This is a genomic window from Pseudomonas sp. B21-035 (assembly GCF_024748945.1).
Taxonomy (GTDB): domain Bacteria; phylum Pseudomonadota; class Gammaproteobacteria; order Pseudomonadales; family Pseudomonadaceae; genus Aquipseudomonas.
The window spans coordinates 1,104,596-1,122,168 of record NZ_CP087179.1 but is presented as its reverse complement, the minus strand read 5'-3'; the positions used below and the strand labels follow the sequence as shown (position 1 = coordinate 1,122,168).

Annotated in this window: 13 protein-coding genes and 1 pseudogene; 13 read left to right on the top strand and 1 reads right to left on the bottom strand. The window is 63.4% G+C overall.

Going from position 1 to position 17,573, the window contains the following annotated elements; all coding sequences use genetic code 11:
- Nucleotides 1–12: 12 nt before the first annotated feature.
- From LOY22_RS05090 to LOY22_RS05065, 7 genes and pseudogenes are all read left to right on the top strand, one after another.
- Nucleotides 13–975 carry a FecR domain-containing protein gene (locus LOY22_RS05090; RefSeq protein ID WP_093387096.1) on the top strand — a complete coding sequence of 321 codons (963 nt, stop codon included), beginning with the start codon at nucleotides 13–15 and terminating at the stop codon, nucleotides 973–975.
- 119 nt (nucleotides 976–1,094) lie between these two features.
- Entirely contained in the window at nucleotides 1,095–3,689 is a 2,595-nt protein-coding gene (locus LOY22_RS05085; RefSeq protein WP_093387100.1) for a TonB-dependent receptor, read from the top strand.
- 134 nt (nucleotides 3,690–3,823) lie between these two features.
- Entirely contained in the window at nucleotides 3,824–4,438 is a 615-nt protein-coding gene (locus tag LOY22_RS05080) for a biliverdin-producing heme oxygenase (RefSeq protein WP_093387105.1), read from the top strand.
- 60 nt (nucleotides 4,439–4,498) lie between these two features.
- Nucleotides 4,499–4,924 (top strand): YbaN family protein, encoded by a 426-nt coding sequence (locus LOY22_RS05075; protein WP_045196600.1) that lies wholly within the window; start codon nucleotides 4,499–4,501, stop codon nucleotides 4,922–4,924.
- 100 nt (nucleotides 4,925–5,024) lie between these two features.
- Nucleotides 5,025–6,293 (top strand): annotated as a pseudogene (locus LOY22_RS27020) (HAMP domain-containing protein); the annotation flags it as partial.
- A 102-nt stretch (nucleotides 6,294–6,395) separates the two neighbouring features.
- Nucleotides 6,396–7,151, top strand: coding sequence for a methyl-accepting chemotaxis protein (locus LOY22_RS27015; protein ID WP_408980946.1), 756 nt, complete (start codon nucleotides 6,396–6,398; stop codon nucleotides 7,149–7,151).
- Between the two features lie 49 nt (nucleotides 7,152–7,200).
- Nucleotides 7,201–8,559: a CoA transferase gene (locus LOY22_RS05065; protein WP_258596644.1), complete on the top strand. Its 1,359-nt coding sequence runs from the start codon at nucleotides 7,201–7,203 to the stop codon at nucleotides 8,557–8,559.
- 15 nt (nucleotides 8,560–8,574) lie between these two features.
- Here LOY22_RS05065 and arcD (LOY22_RS05060) read toward each other — a convergent pair whose 3' ends face one another.
- A complete protein-coding gene (gene arcD, locus LOY22_RS05060) occupies nucleotides 8,575–10,002 on the bottom strand; it encodes an arginine-ornithine antiporter (protein ID WP_045196419.1) in 1,428 nt (475 codons plus the stop codon).
- A gap of 442 nt (nucleotides 10,003–10,444) precedes the next feature.
- On the opposite strand from arcD (LOY22_RS05060), the gene arcD (LOY22_RS05055) reads away from it, so the two are divergent.
- The 6 genes from arcD (LOY22_RS05055) (at nucleotide 10,445) to LOY22_RS05030 (ending at nucleotide 17,386) form a co-directional block, all read left to right on the top strand.
- Nucleotides 10,445–11,872, top strand: a complete 1,428-nt coding sequence (gene arcD / locus LOY22_RS05055) for an arginine-ornithine antiporter (protein WP_045196417.1) — start codon at nucleotides 10,445–10,447, stop codon at nucleotides 11,870–11,872.
- A gap of 33 nt (nucleotides 11,873–11,905) precedes the next feature.
- The gene (gene arcA, locus LOY22_RS05050) at nucleotides 11,906–13,162 is read left to right on the top strand and encodes an arginine deiminase (RefSeq protein WP_045196415.1); all 1,257 of its coding nucleotides are present in this window, start codon (nucleotides 11,906–11,908) and stop codon (nucleotides 13,160–13,162) included.
- Between the two features lie 78 nt (nucleotides 13,163–13,240).
- Nucleotides 13,241–14,251, top strand: a complete 1,011-nt coding sequence (locus LOY22_RS05045; protein ID WP_045196413.1) for an ornithine carbamoyltransferase — start codon at nucleotides 13,241–13,243, stop codon at nucleotides 14,249–14,251.
- Between the two features lie 131 nt (nucleotides 14,252–14,382).
- Nucleotides 14,383–15,312, top strand: coding sequence for a carbamate kinase (arcC, locus tag LOY22_RS05040; RefSeq protein ID WP_093387115.1), 930 nt, complete (start codon nucleotides 14,383–14,385; stop codon nucleotides 15,310–15,312).
- Nucleotides 15,313–15,366: 54 nt separating this feature from the next.
- Complete coding sequence (locus LOY22_RS05035) at nucleotides 15,367–15,732, top strand: DUF5064 family protein (RefSeq protein WP_195885744.1); 366 nt, start codon at nucleotides 15,367–15,369, stop codon at nucleotides 15,730–15,732.
- Nucleotides 15,733–15,877: 145 nt separating this feature from the next.
- Complete coding sequence (locus LOY22_RS05030) at nucleotides 15,878–17,386, top strand: sigma-54-dependent transcriptional regulator (protein WP_093387118.1); 1,509 nt, start codon at nucleotides 15,878–15,880, stop codon at nucleotides 17,384–17,386.
- Nucleotides 17,387–17,573: the final 187 nt, after the last annotated feature.

The following is a 17,573-nucleotide window of genomic DNA, read 5'->3' as shown; positions in this document are numbered from 1 at the left end:
AAGGACCCACCCGTGACCGACAGTCCCCCTCCTCGCCCCGCGCCGCCTGGCCAAGCTGCCAGTGACCAGGCCATGGACCAGGCCCTGGACTGGCTGATCCGCCTGCAATGTGCCAGCGCCGAAGACACCCAGGCCTTCGAAGCCTGGCTCGAGGCTGACCCGGCCAATGCCCGCGCCTATGTCGAGGCCGAGGCCATCTGGAACGGCGCGCCCTTGCGCCAGGCAGCCGGGCAACTGCACCAGGTGCAGCGTCGCAGCCTGCGCTCACGCATCCGCCCGCACTACAAGCCCCTGGCCGCAGCCGCTGTGCTGCTGGTGGGGATTTTCACCGTCGGCAACCTGCCGGTGCGCCTGCAGGCCGATCACCTGACCGTGGTCGGTGAACGCCAGCGCTTGCAACTGGACGACGGCTCCAAGGTGTTGCTCAACACCAATTCGGCCTTTGCCAGCGACCTGCGCGACAACCGCCAGGTTGCCCGGCTGCTGCAGGGCGAGGCCTATTTCGAGATTCCCGCTGGCGCCCAACCGCCCCTGGAGCTGCAAGCCGGCCCGTTGCGCGCCAGTGTGCGCGACACCGACTTTGCCGTGCGCTACCTCAACGGCGAAGCCCAGGTGCGGGTGCAACGCGGCGATGTCGACCTGCAGGCCAGCAGCGACCAGCGCATTCGCCTGTCGGCGGGCGACAGCATCAGCGTCGGCCCCAATGGCTTTGGCCAGCGCGGGCGTCTGGATGCGCAAAAAGACCTGGCCTGGGTCCAGGGCCGGCTGGTGTTCGAAAACTGCCCGCTGAACCAGGTACTGGCCGAATTGCGCCGCTACTACCCGGGGTGGATCATCAACGGCAACGAACAGCTGGCGAACGTCGCGGTCACCGGCAACTACCGCCTCGACCAGCCGCTGGAAACCCTGCGCGCCCTGGCCCACATCACCTCGGCGCAGTTGCATGAGTACCCGGCGCTGGTGATTCTCAACTGAGGCAAAAGTTTTTTTACGCGATCCCTGACGCTGTTACGTCTCGTTATAGCTAATGCAACTGATTCTTATTTTTGAATCAGCCAGCACCTATAACATTTGCGCGACAGGGAGCGCTTTCGATGTCCACTGGTTTCACTCGTCGATCTTCAGCCACTTCACGTACCCCCGGCCTGCAGCGTTGCACGCTCTCCCTGTTGACCCTGGCCATGCTCGCCAGCGGCGCCTGCAGTCTGCCGGCGCTGGCCGCAGAGCCGGCCCAGGCCAGTGCCCCGCGCATGGGCGACTACCGCTTCGCCATCGGCCAGCAGCCGCTGGTGTCAGCGCTCAATGCCTTTACCTCGGTCACCGGCTGGCAAGTGGGCTTCTCTGCCGAACTGGCCGATGGCGTCGCCTCGCCGGGCGTGCATGGCTCACTGAAGCCTGAGGCCGCCCTGCAGCGCCTGCTGGCCGGCACCGGCCTGAGCTACCGCACCTTGAGCAGCGCCAACGTGGTGATCGAACGCAGCGCCGGCAAGGCCATCGCCCTGCAGCAGATCACCGTCAGCGCCACCCGCAGCGCCCAGGACGTCAGCCAGGTGCCGAGCACCGTCAGCGTGCAGACCCGCGAACAACTCGACCGCCAGAACGTCAACAACATCAAGGAACTGGTGCGTTACGAGCCTGGCGTTTCGGTCAGCGGCACCGGCCAGCGCAGCGGCCTGAACGGCTACAACATCCGCGGTATCGACGGCGAGCGGGTGCTGACCCAGATCGACGGCGTGTCGATCCCCGACAGCTTCTTCTTCGGCCCCTACGCCCAGACCCAGCGCAACTACGTCGACCCTGAAATCGTCAAGCGCGTGGAGATCCTCCGTGGCCCGGCCTCGGTGCTGTACGGCAGCAACGCCATTGGCGGCGCGGTCAGCTACTTCACCCTCGACCCCGACGACATCATCAAGCCCGGCCAGGACGTCGGCGCACGCCTGAAGACTGGCTACAGCTCGGCAGATGAGAGCTGGCTGAACTCGGCCACCGTTGCCGGCCGCCAGGGCGAGTTCGACGGCCTGCTGCACCTGAGCCAGCGCAACGGCCATGAAACCGAGTCCTACAGCAGCCACGGCGGCACCGGCCTGGCGCGCACCGCCGCCAACCCGGAAGATGTGCGCACCACCAACATCCTCGCCAAGGCCGGCTGGAACTACGCCGACGACGCACGCCTGGCCTTCACCTATGAAAACTACAAGGACGACCGCGACCTCAAACAGAAAAGCGCCGTGGGCGGGCCGTTCATTCCTGGCTTCGGCGCGATGAACTCGTACCGCGACCGCACCGGCAACGACACCGTGACCCGCGAGCGCTTCGGTATCAACCACGAATTCGCCCTCGGTAGCGTGCTGGCCGATAACATGAAGTGGAGCCTGAACTACCAGATCGGCAAGACCGACCAGCGTACCGAAGAGCTCTACTTCGCCTCCGGTCGCCAGGTGTTCCGTGACCGCCAGACCACCTACAAGGACCGCCAGTGGGTGTTCGACGCCCAGCTGGACAAGGCCTTCAGCATCGGCGCCACCGAGCACCTGCTGACCTACGGCACCACCCTCAAGCACCAGAAGGTCACCGGCTCGCGCAGCGGCACTGGCACCTGCCTGAACGTCGGCGGCGCCTGCCGCTTCATCGGCCAGATCAGCGCCAGTGACAGCCAGGCACTGGTGAGCGACTTCCCTGACCCGACCGTCAACACCTACAGCCTGTTCGCCCAGGATGAAATCCGCTGGAACCAGTGGACCTTCCTGCCGGGCGCGCGCTACGACTACACCGAACTCAAGCCGCACATGACCGACGAGTTCTTGCGTGGGGTTGGCGCCAGCCCTACCGACCCGGTTGATGACGATGCGAAGAAATGGCATCGGGTTTCGCCCAAGTTCGGCCTGACCTACGCCTTCAACGACAACTACACCTGGTATGGCCAGTACGCCGAAGGCTTCCGCACGCCGACCGCCAAGGCGCTGTATGGCCGCTTCGAAAACCCGGGCCTGGGCTACAGCGTGCGCGGCAACTCCAACCTCGAACCGGAAAAGAGCAAGAGCTACGAGACCGGCCTGCGCGGTAACTTCGAAGCGGGTAACTTCGATGTCGCGGTGTTCTACAACAAGTACCGCGACTTCATCAACGAAGACGCCGTGCAGGGCAGCAACCTCGGCCAGACCTTCGAAGCCAACAACATCAAGCACGCCACCATCAAGGGTGCCGAGTTCAAGGGCCGCCTGAACCTCGACGCCTTCGGTGCGCCGCACGGCCTCTACACCCAGGGCTCGCTGGCCTACGCCCATGGCCGCAACGACGACACCGGCCAGCCGCTCAACAGCGTCAACCCGCTGACCGCGGTGATGGGCCTGGGTTACGAGCAAGAGCAATACGGCGCGCTGCTGAGCTGGACCCTGGTCAAGCGCAAGGATCGCGTCGACGACACCACCTTCTTCGCCCCCGACGGCACCAGCAAGCAGTTCCGCACCCCGGGTTACGGCGTACTCGACTTGACCGGGTTCTACAAGGTCAGCGATGACATCACCGTCAACGCCGGCCTCTACAACCTGACCGACAAGAAGTACTGGCAGTGGGATGACGTGCGCGGCTACGACGGCCTCGGTGAAGCGGCGGTGACCGCCCCCGCCAACCTCGACCGCCTGACCATGCCAGGCCGTAATTTCGCCATCAACCTGGTCTGGGACATCTGACCGCGAACCTGTGGGAGCGGGCTAGACCCGCGATGGGCTGCAAATGCAGCCCCCCCACAGGTGAGGTTTTTTTACTGTCCCGCGTCTTCTCATTCGTCTAGTCATCAGGCACGCCCATTTCGCAAGGAATCACCATGACCGCCGCTACCACCGCCGAACGCGCCAGCCTGCGTTCGCAACGCTTGAACCAGCTGACCCACGCCCCGCACACCGAGCTGGACGCCCTGGTCAAATCCCACGCGCCGTTCGAAACCCGCGAGAGCTTCGCCCGCTTCGTGGTTGCCCAGTACCTGTTCCAGTCCGAGCTCAAGGCGCTGTACACCGACCCGGCGCTGATCGCCATCGTCCCTGACCTCGCCGCACGCTGCCGCGCCGAACAGGCCGGCCTGGACCTGGCTGACCTGAACACCGAGATCCCCGCCGACTTCGCCGGCGCCCTGCAAAACCCCAGCCTGGGTGAAGCCATGGGCTGGATCTTCGTCTCCGAAGGCTCCAAGCTCGGCGCCGCCTTCCTGATCAAGCGTGCCGTCGGCCTGGGCTTGTCGGACAGCTTCGGTGCCCGTCACCTGGGCGAGCCGGCCGGTGGCCGCGCTGAAGGCTGGAAGCAGTTCACGCGCATCCTCGACGGCCTGGAACTGAGCGCCGAAGAAGAAGCCAAGGCCGAGCAAGGCGCCGTGGCCGCCTTCGAGCGTTTCACCGAGCTGCTCAAACACGCTTACGCAACTGCGCCTAAAGCCGAACTGGCCTGATGCGCCGTACCCGGTTACCCTCGTGGTAACCGGGCCTTGCCCGTGCACACCGACAAGCCCATGACCCGCCCAGCCGCTTCAAAACTCTCGCGCCTGCTCTTCGGCCTGCTGGCTTACGTAAGCCTGGGCATCGGCCTGGTAGCGATCGTGATTCCCGGCCTGCCCACCACCGAGTTCATCCTCCTCGCCGCCTGGGCCGCCACCCGCAGCTCGCCGCGCCTGAGCGCCTGGCTGGAAAACCACCGGCTGTTCGGGCCGATCCTCAGCAACTGGCGCAACGGCAAGGTAATCCAGCGCCGGGCCAAGGTCAGCGCCACTGTCAGCATGCTGCTGTGCGCTGGCCTGATGCTGGTGTTTCTCGAGCACCGCTGGCCGGTGTTTCTCGCCATCGCCGGCATGAGCCTGGGTAACCTGTGGATCTGGTCGCGGCCAGAAACCGCGCCCTTGAGCCTTGCCGACCGTTCATCGGCGAGCACTCATGGCTAAGGCTATAAGGCCGATGAACTGTTATCGCTAAAAGGATGTAGCGAATCGAGCCCGCCCGTGGCTCGGTCCTCTACCGGCCTGCCTTTTAGCGAGTACGTCCATGTTCGACACGCTCTCGATCCGCCTGAAAATCGTCCTGCTCTCCGGCCTCTGCCTGCTTGGCGTGGTCGCACTCGTCGTCGGTATCAACCTGTATCAATCGCACCAGAGCGATGAGCTGGTCGGCGACGCCAGCACCACCATGCTCACCCGCAATGTCCAGGCCCTGCTGCAGGCCCGGGCCGGCGAAAAGGCCGAGATGCTGCGGCGTACTTTCAGCGACAGCCAGACCGTCATCACCGCCCTCGCCGACCAGGTCCAGGACTTGCAGCAACTGGCTCGCGAGCGCGGCCTGAGCGCTGGCGACCTGCGAGAAGCGATCAACCAGAGCCTGGCCACCAGCTTCAAGCGCAACCCCGACGTGCTGGGCGTGTGGCTGGCCTTCGAGGCCGACGGCCTGGACGGCGGCGACAGTGCCTTTGCCAACGACGCCAAACGCCTGAGCAACGAGAGCGGGCGCTTTGCCAGCTACTGGAGCCGCGCCCAGGGTCAGGCGCTGAACACGGTGATCAGCGATGTCGACCTGAACAAGACCGAGATCAATCTCAGCGGCACGCCCTACAACGTCTGGTACACCTGCTCACGCAACAGCGCGCGCTCCTGCCTGCTCGAGCCCTACTCCGACACCGTCGGCGGCAAGCAAATGCTGATGACCAGCATCACCATGCCGCTGCTGCACAACGGCAAGGTGATCGGCGTGGCCGGTGTGGATATCTCCCTCGATGCCCTGCAGGCGGCTGCCGCCAAGGCCCAGCAGGAGCTGTTCAATGGTGCCGGCCACCTGATGATCGTCGCCCCCAGCGGCTTGCTGGCGGCCAACAGCGACGATGCCGGCAAGGTCGGCAAGGCCATCGGCCAGGACGGCCAGCAAGCGCTGCAGAAGCTCGCCGGCAACCAGCCACTGATCCTTGAACAAGGCGATACCGTCCGCGCCGTCAACCCGGTGCAGCCGATTGCCGACAGCAAACCCTGGGGCATCCTTATCGACCTGCCCAAGCAGGTACTGCTGGCCGATGCCATCAGCCTGCAGGCGACCCTTGAAGAGGCCCGCACCAGCGGTACCCTCAAAGTGGTGCTGTTCGCCACCCTGGCCGGCCTCGGCGGCCTGCTGCTGATGTGGCTGACAGCCACCGGCGTGACCCGCCCGCTCAACAGCGTAGCGAGCATGCTCGAAGACATCGCCAGCGGCGACGGCGACCTCACCCAGCGCCTGCGCTATGCGCGCAAGGACGAGCTGGGGCGGCTGACCGGCGGCTTCAACCGCTTTCTCGACAAGCTGCAACCAACCATTGCCCAGATCAAACAGAGCATCACCCAGGCCCGGGCCACTGCCGACCAGTCTTCGGCAATTGCCCAGCGCACCAGCGAAGGCATGCAGGTGCAGTTTCGCGAGATCGACCAGGTGGCCACCGCCTCCAACGAAATGAGCGCCACCGCCCACGACGTCGCCAACAGCGCCGCCAGTGCCGCCGACGCCGCCCGCGGTGCCGACCGTTCGGCCAAGGACGGCATGGCGATCATCGAGCGCAGCACCCGCGACATCACCGTGCTCGCCGAAGAGGTCAGCAAAGCCGTTGGCGAAGTGGAAACCCTGGCGCAGAACAGCGAACAGATCGGCTCGGTATTGGAGGTGATCCGCAGCATTGCCGAGCAGACCAACCTGCTGGCGCTCAACGCCGCGATCGAAGCCGCCCGCGCCGGTGAGAGCGGCCGTGGTTTTGCCGTGGTTGCCGACGAAGTACGCAACCTGGCGCGCCGTACCCAGGACTCGGTCGAAGAAATCCGCCAGGTGATCGAGCGCATCCAGAGCAACACCCGCGAGGTGGTGGCGACCATGCATTCGAGCCACGGCAAGGCCCAGGAAAACGCCGGGCAGATCCACCAGGCGGTGCAGGCGCTGGACAAGATCAGCGAGGCGGTCACGGTGATCAGCGACATGAACCTGCAGATCGCCAGTGCCGCCGAACAGCAGAGCGCGGTGGCCGAAGAGGTCAACCGCAACGTCTCGGCGATCCGCGGGGTAACCGAAACCCTGACCGGCCAGGCCGCGGAATCGGCGCAGGTGAGCAGCCAGCTCAACACCCTGTCGTCGCAGCAGATGGCCTTGATGGATCAGTTCCGGGTTTGACCTGGCGCCGCTGATGGTCTGCAATGGCCCTTCCGCTGGAGGGCCATTGATGACCGCGCTACTCGACACCCTTGTCGCCGAACTGCAGCTGCCAACGGCACTGCGCAATAGCCTGCGCTTTCGCGGCAACGGCGCCCTGCCTTCGACTTTCGCCGTCACCGAGCTTGCCAGCAGCAGCATTGCCGCCTGTGGCCTGGCAATCGCCGAACTGCTGCAGCGCCAGCTTGAGCAACCGCCTGGCGTTGAAGTTGACCGCCGCCTGAGCTCGTTCTGGTTCGCCACCAGCCTGCGCCCGCAAGGCTGGAGTACATCGCCCTTGTGGGACCCGATTGCCGGTGACTACCGCGCCGAGGATGGCTGGATTCGCCTGCATACCAACGCAGCTCATCATCGCGCCGCCGCCCAGAAGGTAGTGGGCCGTGCGGCTGACCGCGCACACATGGCTGGGCTGGTTGCGCGCTGGCGCGCACGTGAGCTGGAAAGCGCGATAGTCACCGCTGGCGGTTGCGCCGCGCAAATGCGCAACTGGTCCGAATGGTCGGCCCATCCTCAGGGCCTGGCAGTGAATGCCGAGCCGTTGATTCATCACCAACGGGCTCCAGCCTTTACAAAAAGACGCTGGACCGGTAACGCCGTCCGACCTCTGGCCGGGGTCAAGGTGCTGGACCTGACCCGCATCCTCGCCGGCCCCACAGCCAGTCGCCTGCTGGCAGGCTTCGGCGCGCAGGTGCTGCGGATCGACCCGCCAGGCTGGGAGGAACCGGCGGTGGTTGCCGAGGTGACCCTGGGTAAACGTTGTGCGCGCCTGGACTTGCACGATGGGGATGATCGACGGGTGTTTGAACGCCTGCTCAGTGAAGCCGATATTCTCCTGCATGGTTACCGCGCCGATGCCCTCGAACGACTGGGGTATGCCAGCGAACAGCGCCGCCAGCTCAACCCCGGGCTGATCGATGTGAGCCTCAACGCCTACGGCTGGAGCGGCCCCTGGCAACAGCGCCGGGGCTTCGACAGCCTGGTACAGATGAGCTGCGGCATCGCTTGTGAAGGCATGCGCTGGCAACAGGCCGACAAGCCCGTGCCGTTGCCGGTGCAGGCATTGGACCATGGCACCGGGTACCTGATGGCGGCTGCGGCGATCAAGGCCTACAGCGAACGCCTGGGCAGCGGTTGCGGGGCAACCCTGCGCCTGTCGCTGGCGCGCACGGCAAAGCTGTTAATCGATCAGGGGACGCTGGCAGCGGATTTGCCGTTACAGGCTGAGACGGCAGCGGATCTGAACCCGCAGCTGGAGCAGACGCCCTGGGGGCTGGCGCAGCGGCTGAAGGCGCCGCTGCTGGTCGAAGGGGCACCGTTGGATTGGCAGCAGGGGGCTTGTGAGCTGGGTTCTGCTGCTGCCTGTTGGTGAATGTGCCGGCACTGATTAAAGGCTCAACATCCCGCTGTACAAGCCATAGGCCGCCAACCCCGCGCCCACCAGCACGGCGGCGAAGATCAGCTTCTCCCAGGTGGTAAACAGCGCCTGGCCCTGCTCGTGCTTGGCCCGGGCAAACAGGATCACCCCTGGCGCGTACAGCAGCGCCGAGAGCAGCAGGTACTTCAGCCCACCGGCATACAGCAGCCAGATCGCGTAGATCAGCGCGATACCGGCAATCAGCAGGTCCTTGCGCCGTGCACCGGGGTGGCCTTCATACGACTCGCCGCGCACCGCCAGCAACACCGCGTAGGCCGCCGACCACAGGTACGGCACGAGGATCATCGACGAGGCCAGGTAGATCAGGCTGGTGTAGGTCCCGGCGGAAAACAGGGTGATCAGCAGGAACAGCTGAATCATCACGTTGGTCAGCCACAGCGCATTGGCCGGCACGTGGTTGGCGTTTTCCCTGGCCAGAAAGCGCGGCATGGTCTGGTCGCGGGCGGTGGCGAAGAGGATCTCGGCGCACAGCAAGGCCCATGACAGCAGCGCCCCCAGCAGCGATACCGCCAGGCCGATACTGATCAGCAAGGCGCCCCAGGGCCCGACGATATGCTCAAGCACCGACGCCAGCGACGGGTTCTGCAAGGCCGCCAGCTCCGGCTGGGTCATCACCCCCAGCGACAGCACGTTGACCAGCACCAGCAAGGCCAGCACACCGATAAAGCCGATCACCGTGGCCTTGCCGACGTCCGAGCGCTTCGCCGCCCGCCCGGAGTAGACGCTGGCGCCCTCGATGCCGATGAACACGAACACCGTCACCAGCATCATGTTGCGCACCTGGTCGAGCACGCCGCCGAATTTCGGGTTGCTCAGGCCCCAGATGTCCCGGGTAAAAATGTCGGCGCGAAAGGCCACCGCGGCGATGACGATGAACATCACCAACGGCACGATCTTGGCCACGGTGGTCACCTGGTTGATGAACGCCGCCTCCTTGATGCCGCGCAGCACCAAAAAGTGTACGGCCCACAACAGCAGCGAGGCACAGGCGATGGCGATCGGCGTGTTGCCCTCGCCAAACACCGGGAAGTAGAAGCCCAGGGTGCTGAACAACAGCACGAAGTAGCCGACGTTGCCCAGCCAGGCGCTGATCCAGTAGCCCCAAGCCGAAGAAAAGCCCATGTACTCGCCAAACCCGGCCTTGGCATAGGCATACACGCCGGAGTCGAGCTCCGGCTTGCGGTTGGCCAGGGTCTGGAACACGAAGGCCAGGGCCAGCATGCCCACCGCGGTGATGCCCCAGCCGATCAGTACGGCGCCGACGTCGGCGCGCGCAGCCATGTTTTGCGGCAGCGAAAAGATCCCGCCGCCGATCATCGAGCCGACCACCAAGGCGATCAACGCCCCCAGGCGTAATTTCTGTCCAGGTTCGGACATGCAGATCCCCTTCTGTCTCGTGTTTGTAACGCCAGTGGTACACCCTGAGTTAAATATAATCTGACTCTAAGCGTCTATATATATTAAACCACTAAGCGCTTTCTGCTCATAACTAGCGAGTCTATGCCTGACGAACTAAACGGTGAGTTTTGTGCACAATTCGCGCTTCTTCAAGCTAATAAGAAAAATTCTCAGGGAAAATTTGCGATTCGCCCAAAACGGACTAGCTTCAATTCTCGCAGCCCCGCAAGAGCGATTGCTCTAAAACGCCATGGAGGTGCCAGTTGACAAGGCTTGCAGTACTGCGATCGGCAGACTCCGGGAGGCTGTTTCAGTCATTGATCTGCAATGGAATGTCCTCATGAACTGACCTGAATCAGCTAATGACTTCGCCGCTGGATTTATTCTAGCGTCATCTCTTCTCCTGGTACGGAGTTATTCAATGTCAGACGCTCCCGGAAAACTACGACTTGGTGCGCTGGTTGCACTTGTTGTCGGCTCGATGATCGGCGGCGGGATCTTTTCGCTGCCGCAAAACATGGCCGCAAGTGCTGATGTAGGCGCTGTTCTGATCGGTTGGGGCATCACCGCCATCGGCATGCTGACCCTGGCTTTCGTGTTCCAGACCCTGGCCAATCGCAAGCCTGACCTGGACGGCGGGGTATACGCCTACGCCAAGGCCGGTTTCGGCGATTACATGGGCTTTTCTTCAGCCTGGGGCTACTGGATCAGTGCCTGGCTGGGCAACGTCGGTTACTTCGTGTTGCTGTTCAGCACCCTCGGCTATTTCTTCCCGATCTTTGGCGAGGGCAACACTCCGGCAGCCGTCATTGGCGCCTCGGTGCTGCTCTGGGCCGTGCACTTTCTGGTATTGCGCGGGATCAAGGAAGCGGCCTTCATCAACCTGGTCACCACCGTAGCCAAGGTCGTGCCGCTGGCGCTGTTCGTGCTGATCGCCCTGTTCGCCTTCAAGCTGGATATCTTCACCGCTGACATCTGGGGCTCGATGAACCCGGACCTGGGCAGCGTGATGAACCAGGTGCGCAACATGATGCTGGTCACCGTCTGGGTGTTCATCGGCATCGAGGGCGCGAGCATCTTCTCGGCCCGGGCGGAAAAACGCTCGGACGTCGGCAAGGCCACGGTCATCGGCTTCATCACCGTGCTGCTGTTCCTGGTGCTGGTCAACGTGCTGTCGCTGGGCATCATGACCCAACCGGAGCTGGCCAAGCTGCAGAACCCGTCGATGGCCGCCGTGCTTGAGCACGTGGTTGGCCACTGGGGTGCGGTGCTGATCAGCGTCGGCCTGATCATCTCGCTGCTCGGGGCCCTGCTGTCGTGGGTACTGCTGTGCGCCGAGATCATGTTCGCCGCCGCCAAAGACCACACCATGCCGGAGTTCCTGCGCCGCGAGAACGCCAACCACGTGCCGGCCAACGCCCTGTGGCTGACCAACGCCATGGTGCAGATCTTCCTGGTCATCACCCTGTTCTCGGCCAGTACCTACCTGTCGCTGATCTACCTCGCCACCTCGATGATCCTGGTGCCTTACCTGTGGTCGGCGGCCTATGCCTTCCTGCTCGCGGTACGCAGCGAAACCTACGAACAGGCCCTGGCCGAACGCAAGAAAGACCTGGTCATCGGCGCCATCGCCCTGCTCTACGCGGTCTGGCTGCTGTATGCCGGCGGCGTCAAATACCTGCTGCTCTCGGCCCTGCTGTATGCCCCTGGCGTGATCCTGTTCGCCAAGGCCAAGCGCGAGGTCGGCCAACCGATTTTTACCAACGTGGAGAAGCTGATCTTCGCCGCCGTAGTCATTGGTGCCCTGGTGGCTGCCTATGGCCTGTACGACGGCTTCCTGACTCTGTAACCACCCGTTTTCGCAACTTGGAGGAAATGAACCATGTCCACGGATAAAGTTAAGTACGGCGTACATTCCGAAGCCGGCAAACTGCGCAAAGTGATGGTCTGCTCCCCTGGCCTGGCGCACCAGCGCCTGACCCCGAGCAACTGCGACGAACTGCTGTTCGATGACGTTATCTGGGTCAACCAGGCCAAACGCGACCACTTCGACTTCGTCACCAAAATGCGTGAGCGCGGCATCGAAGTGCTGGAAATGCACAACCTGCTGACCGAGACCATCCAGAACCCCGAAGCGCTGAAATGGATCCTCGACCGCAAGATCACCCCGGACACCGTCGGTGTCGGCCTGACCAACGAAGTGCGCAGCTGGCTCGAAGGCCTGGAGCCGCGCAAACTGGCTGAGTTCCTGATCGGCGGCGTGGCCGGTGAAGACCTGCCGGAAAGTGAAGGCGCCGGCGTGATCAAGATGTACCGCGACTACCTGGGCCACTCAAGCTTCCTGCTCGACCCACTGCCCAACACCCAGTTCACCCGCGACACCACCTGCTGGATCTACGGCGGCGTGACCCTCAACCCGATGTACTGGCCGGCGCGACGTCAGGAAACCCTGCTGACCACCGCCATCTACAAGTTCCACCCTGAGTTCACCGCGGCCGACTTTGAAATCTGGTACGGCGATCCGGACCAGGACCACGGCAAGGCCACCCTCGAAGGCGGCGACGTCATGCCGATCGGCAATGGCGTGGTCCTGATCGGCATGGGCGAGCGCACCTCGCGCCAGGCCATCGGCCAACTGGCGCAATCGCTGTTTGCCAAAGGCGCGGTGGAAAAAGTGGTGGTCGCCGGCCTGCCGAAATCCCGTGCAGCGATGCACCTGGACACCGTGTTCAGCTTCTGCGACCGCGACCTGGTCACGGTCTTCCCGGAAGTGGTCAAGGAAATCGTGCCGTTCGTCATTCGCCCGGACAGCAGCAAGCCATATGGCCTGGACGTGCGCCGCGAGAACAAGACGTTCCTCGACGTGGTCGCCGAATCGCTGAACCTGAAGAAACTGCGCGTGGTCGAGACCGGTGGCAACAGCTTCGCCGCCGAACGCGAGCAGTGGGACGACGGCAACAACGTGGTGGCGGTTGAACCAGGTGTGGTCATCGGCTACGACCGCAACACCTACACCAACACCCTGCTGCGCAAGGCAGGCGTCGAAGTCATCACCATCAGCGCCGGCGAACTGGGCCGTGGCCGCGGCGGCGGTCACTGCATGACCTGCCCGATCGTGCGCGACCCTATCGACTACTAGACGACCATCAACCGCCTGCACCTGCCGGTGCAGGCGGGCCGATTACCGCTTTCCGTTCACAAGAACAGGAGAAACATCATGGCGTTCAACATCCACAACCGTAACCTGCTGAGCCTGGAACACCACACCCCTCGCGAGTTGCGCTACCTGCTGGACCTGTCCCGCGACCTGAAACGTGCCAAGTACACCGGCACCGAGCAGCAGCACCTCAAAGGCAACAACATTGCGCTGATCTTCGAGAAGACCTCGACCCGCACCCGTTGTGCATTCGAAGTAGCTGCTTATGACCAGGGCGCCAACGTCACCTACATCGACCCGAACTCCTCGCAGATCGGCCACAAGGAAAGCATGAAGGACACCGCCCGGGTACTCGGGCGCATGTATGACGCCATCGAATACCGTGGCTTCAAGCAGGAAATCGTCGAAGAACTGGCGAAGTTCGCCGGCGTACCGGTGTTCAACGGCCTGACCGACGAATACCACCCGACCCAGATGATCGCCGACGTGCTGACCATGCGTGAGCACGCCGACAAGCCGATCCATGAGATCAGCTACGCCTACCTGGGCGATGCGCGCAACAACATGGGCAACTCGCTGCTGCTGGTCGGCTCCAAGCTTGGCATGGACGTGCGTATCTGCGCGCCAAAAGCCCTGTGGCCGCACGATGACCTGGTCGCCCGTTGCAAGAAATACGCGGAAGAAAGCGGCGCGCGCATCACCCTGACCGAAGACCCGAAAGCTGCGGTCAAAGGCGTCGACTTCATTCACACCGACGTCTGGGTATCGATGGGCGAGCCGGTTGAAGCCTGGGGCGAACGCATCCAGCAACTGCTGCCGTACCAGGTCAACGCCGAGCTGATGAAAGCCACCGGCAACCCGCGCACCAAGTTCATGCACTGCCTGCCGGCGTTCCACAACTCCGACACCAAGGTCGGTAAACAGATCGCCGAGCAGTACCCGAACCTGGCCAACGGCATTGAAGTGACCGACGACGTGTTCGAGTCGCCAGCCTGCATCGCCTTCGAGCAAGCGGAAAACCGCATGCACACCATCAAGGCGATCCTGGTGTCGACCCTGGCTGACCTGTAATCCAGCTGCCAGTCTCTGTGGGAGCGGGCTTGCCCCGCGATAGCGTCACCGCGGTGCAGCAGATGCACCGCCATCGCGGGGCAAGCCCGCTCCTACAGGGTGGCATCTCCCTTTTCTAGAAGGACATCATCATGCGTATCGTTGTTGCATTGGGCGGCAACGCCCTGCTGCGCCGTGGCGAACCCATGACTGCAGACAATCAGCGCGCCAATATCCGCATTGCCGCCGAGCAGATCGCCAAGATCCATCCGGGCAACGAGCTGGTCATCGCCCACGGCAATGGCCCGCAAGTCGGCCTGCTGTCGTTGCAGGCGCAATCCTACAAACCTGATGAAGCCTACCCGCTGGACGTGCTCGGTGCCGAAACCGAAGGCATGATCGGCTACATCATCGAGCAGGAGCTGGGCAACCTGCTGGACTTCGAAGTACCGTTCGCCACCCTCCTGACCCAGGTCGAAGTGGACGCCAACGACCCGGCCTTCAAGGACCCGACCAAGTTCATCGGCCCGGTCTACAGCAAAGAAGACGCCGAGCGCCTGGCCAAAGAGAAAGGCTGGGTGGTCAAGGCCGACGGCGACAAATACCGCCGTGTGGTCGCCAGCCCGAAACCCAAGCGCATCTTCGAGATCCGCCCGATCAAATGGCTGCTGGAAAAGAGCAGCATCGTCATCTGCGCCGGCGGTGGTGGTATCCCGACCATGTATGACGCCGACCGCAAGCTCAAGGGCATCGAGGCGGTGATCGACAAAGACCTGTGCTCGGCGCTGCTGGCCGAACAGCTCGAAGCCGACCTGCTGGTGATCGCCACCGACGTCAACGCGGCGTTCATCGACTATGGCAAGCCAAGCCAGAAGGCAATTGCCCAGGCGCACCCTGACGAGCTCGAACGCCTGGGCTTTGCCGCAGGCTCCATGGGCCCGAAAGTCCAGGCCGCTTGCGACTTTGCACGCCACACCGGCAAAGTGGCGGTCATCGGTTCTCTGGCCGACATCGAGGATATCGTCAAGGGTACGGCCGGTACCCGGGTTTCCACCGCCAAGCCGGGAATCAGCTACCGTTGAATGCAGTTGGCGGGCCTTGGGCCCGCCGTTTTCACCTTTGCGGAGGATTCCATCATGGCCAAATTCGAACCCGGTCACGTGCATATCGAGCGCACTGCGCTGAACAAGGCTGATCACAGCTACGACCTGAATATCGAGTACGCAGTAGTCCGGGAAGCCAACAAACACGGCATTGATTTCCACATGCATGGGAGCATCGAAGGCAAGACCGTGGAGGAAAAGTTCTTCCTGAGCAAGGAAGAGGTACTGCCAAGCTTCCTGAGTGTTGCCACGCGCAAGGCGCAGAGCTACATGCCGTCGCCGAAGAAATTCGAGAGCCTGGGCTCAGGGCACAAGATCTACGACCTGATGTTCGAGGACATTCGCGAGAAGCTGGAGGTGAAGTCGGGCGACCCGGTCAATCCCGAGCACTTCGAATAGCCCTACCGGCCTCATCGCCGGGCAAGTCGGTTCGCCGCACCGCCGCTCTCACCCAGGTAGGAGCGGCGGTGCGGCGAACCGACTTGCCCCGCGATTGCGCTGAACAGCATACTGGCCGCCTTCGGCAGCCTTGACCCCCTCCCCCATGCGCATCCACGTCAGTTTCATCGACCGTGTCGGTATCACCCAGGAAGTGCTGGCCCTGCTCGGCGCCCGCAACCTCAACCTGGACGCCGTGGAGATGGTGCCGCCGAACGTCTACATCGACGCCCCGACCCTCAGCCCCCACGTGCTCGAAGAGCTGCACGACGCGCTGTTCAACGTGCAGGGCGTGCAAACCGTACAAGTGGTCGACATCCTCCCCGGCCAGCGCCGTCACCTGCAGCTCGATGCCCTGCTCGCGGCCATGAGCGACCCGGTGCTGGCCCTGGACAGCGCCGGCCACGTGCTGCTGGCCAACCCGGCGCTGGTGGCGTTGTGCGGGCAGGAACCGTCCGACCGTTCGGTGGCCGACCTGTTTGGCGACCCGGGCTTGCTCGAAGCGCTGATCGAACAGGGCTTTCACCTGCCCCTGCGCGAAGTGACCCTCAACGGCCAGACCCTGCTGCTCGACGCCACGCCGATCACCAACGCCGGCGCCCTGCTGACCCTGTACCAGCCCAACCGCATTGGCGAACGGCTGTCGGCACTGCACCATGATCACGCCGAGGGCTTCGATGCGCTGCTCGGCGACTCCCCGCCGATCCGCACCCTCAAGGCCCGCGCCCTACGCGTTGCAGCTCTGGACGCGCCGCTGCTGATCAACGGTGAAACCGGCACCGGCAAGGAGCTGGTGGCCCGCGCCTGTCACGCTATCAGCAGCCGTCACAGTGCGCCCTTCCTGGCCCTCAACTGTGCGGCGCTGCCGGAGAACCTGGCCGAAAGCGAGCTGTTCGGTTACGCCCCCGGCGCCTTTACCGGCGCGCAACGTGGCGGCAAGCCGGGGCTGATGGAACTGGCCAACCAGGGCACGGTATTCCTCGACGAGATCGGCGAGATGTCACCGTACCTGCAGGCCAAGCTGCTGCGTTTTCTCAACGATGGCAGCTTTCGCCGGGTCGGCGGTGATCGCGAGGTCAAGGTCAATGTACGGATCCTCAGCGCCACCCACCGCGACCTGGAAAAAATGGTCGCCGAGGGCACCTTTCGCGAAGACCTGTTCTACCGCCTGAACGTGCTCAACCTGCAGGTGCCACCGTTGCGCGAACGTGGCCAGGACATCCTCCTGCTGGCGCGCTACTTCATGCAGCAGGCCTGCACCCAGATCCAGCGCCCGCTGTGCCGCCTGGCCCCGGCCACTTACCCGGCGCTACTGGGCAACCGCTGGCCGGGCAACGTGCGCCAGCTGCAGAACGTGATCTTCCGCGCCGCGGCCATCAGCGAAAGCAGCCTGGTGGACATCGGCGACCTGGACATTGCCGGCACCTCGGTGGCTCGCGGCCATGACGCTGAAGTCGACAGCCTTGAACAGGCCGTGGAAGACTTCGAGCGCAACCTGCTGGAAAAGCTCTACAGCAGCTACCCCTCGACCCGCCAGCTAGCCAGCCGCCTGCAAACCTCGCACACCGCCATCGCCCATCGCCTGCGCAAGTACGGCATCCCGGCCAAGCCCTGAACAACTGTAGCGAAATCACTACATCGTAACGATATCGATACAGCACAATTTCAGGGCCACAGTGCAAGGTTCTGATCCACTTGAGCTTTTTTTCTCACCCCTAGGTGTAGCGATTTCGCTACACCGGTTATGTATTCTCTTCCCGTAAATTATCTAACTATTTGTTTTAAAACGATATTTTAGATAT

What these genes read in the sequence shown, in the direction of transcription:
- LOY22_RS05085 (WP_093387100.1), top strand. Translation starts at nt 1,095, where the DNA reads ATGTCCACTGGTTTCACTCGTCGATCTTCAGCCACTTCACGTACCCCC.
- LOY22_RS05080 (WP_093387105.1), top strand. Translation starts at nt 3,824, where the DNA reads ATGACCGCCGCTACCACCGCCGAACGCGCCAGCCTGCGTTCGCAACGC.
- LOY22_RS05075 (WP_045196600.1), top strand. Translation starts at nt 4,499, where the DNA reads ATGACCCGCCCAGCCGCTTCAAAACTCTCGCGCCTGCTCTTCGGCCTG.
- LOY22_RS27015 (WP_408980946.1), top strand. Translation starts at nt 6,396, where the DNA reads ATGCAGGTGCAGTTTCGCGAGATCGACCAGGTGGCCACCGCCTCCAAC.
- LOY22_RS05065 (WP_258596644.1), top strand. Translation starts at nt 7,201, where the DNA reads ATGACCGCGCTACTCGACACCCTTGTCGCCGAACTGCAGCTGCCAACG.
- arcD (WP_045196419.1), bottom strand. Translation starts at nt 10,002, where the DNA reads ATGTCCGAACCTGGACAGAAATTACGCCTGGGGGCGTTGATCGCCTTG.
- arcD (WP_045196417.1), top strand. Translation starts at nt 10,445, where the DNA reads ATGTCAGACGCTCCCGGAAAACTACGACTTGGTGCGCTGGTTGCACTT.
- arcA (WP_045196415.1), top strand. Translation starts at nt 11,906, where the DNA reads ATGTCCACGGATAAAGTTAAGTACGGCGTACATTCCGAAGCCGGCAAA.
- LOY22_RS05045 (WP_045196413.1), top strand. Translation starts at nt 13,241, where the DNA reads ATGGCGTTCAACATCCACAACCGTAACCTGCTGAGCCTGGAACACCAC.
- arcC (WP_093387115.1), top strand. Translation starts at nt 14,383, where the DNA reads ATGCGTATCGTTGTTGCATTGGGCGGCAACGCCCTGCTGCGCCGTGGC.
- LOY22_RS05035 (WP_195885744.1), top strand. Translation starts at nt 15,367, where the DNA reads ATGGCCAAATTCGAACCCGGTCACGTGCATATCGAGCGCACTGCGCTG.
- LOY22_RS05030 (WP_093387118.1), top strand. Translation starts at nt 15,878, where the DNA reads ATGCGCATCCACGTCAGTTTCATCGACCGTGTCGGTATCACCCAGGAA.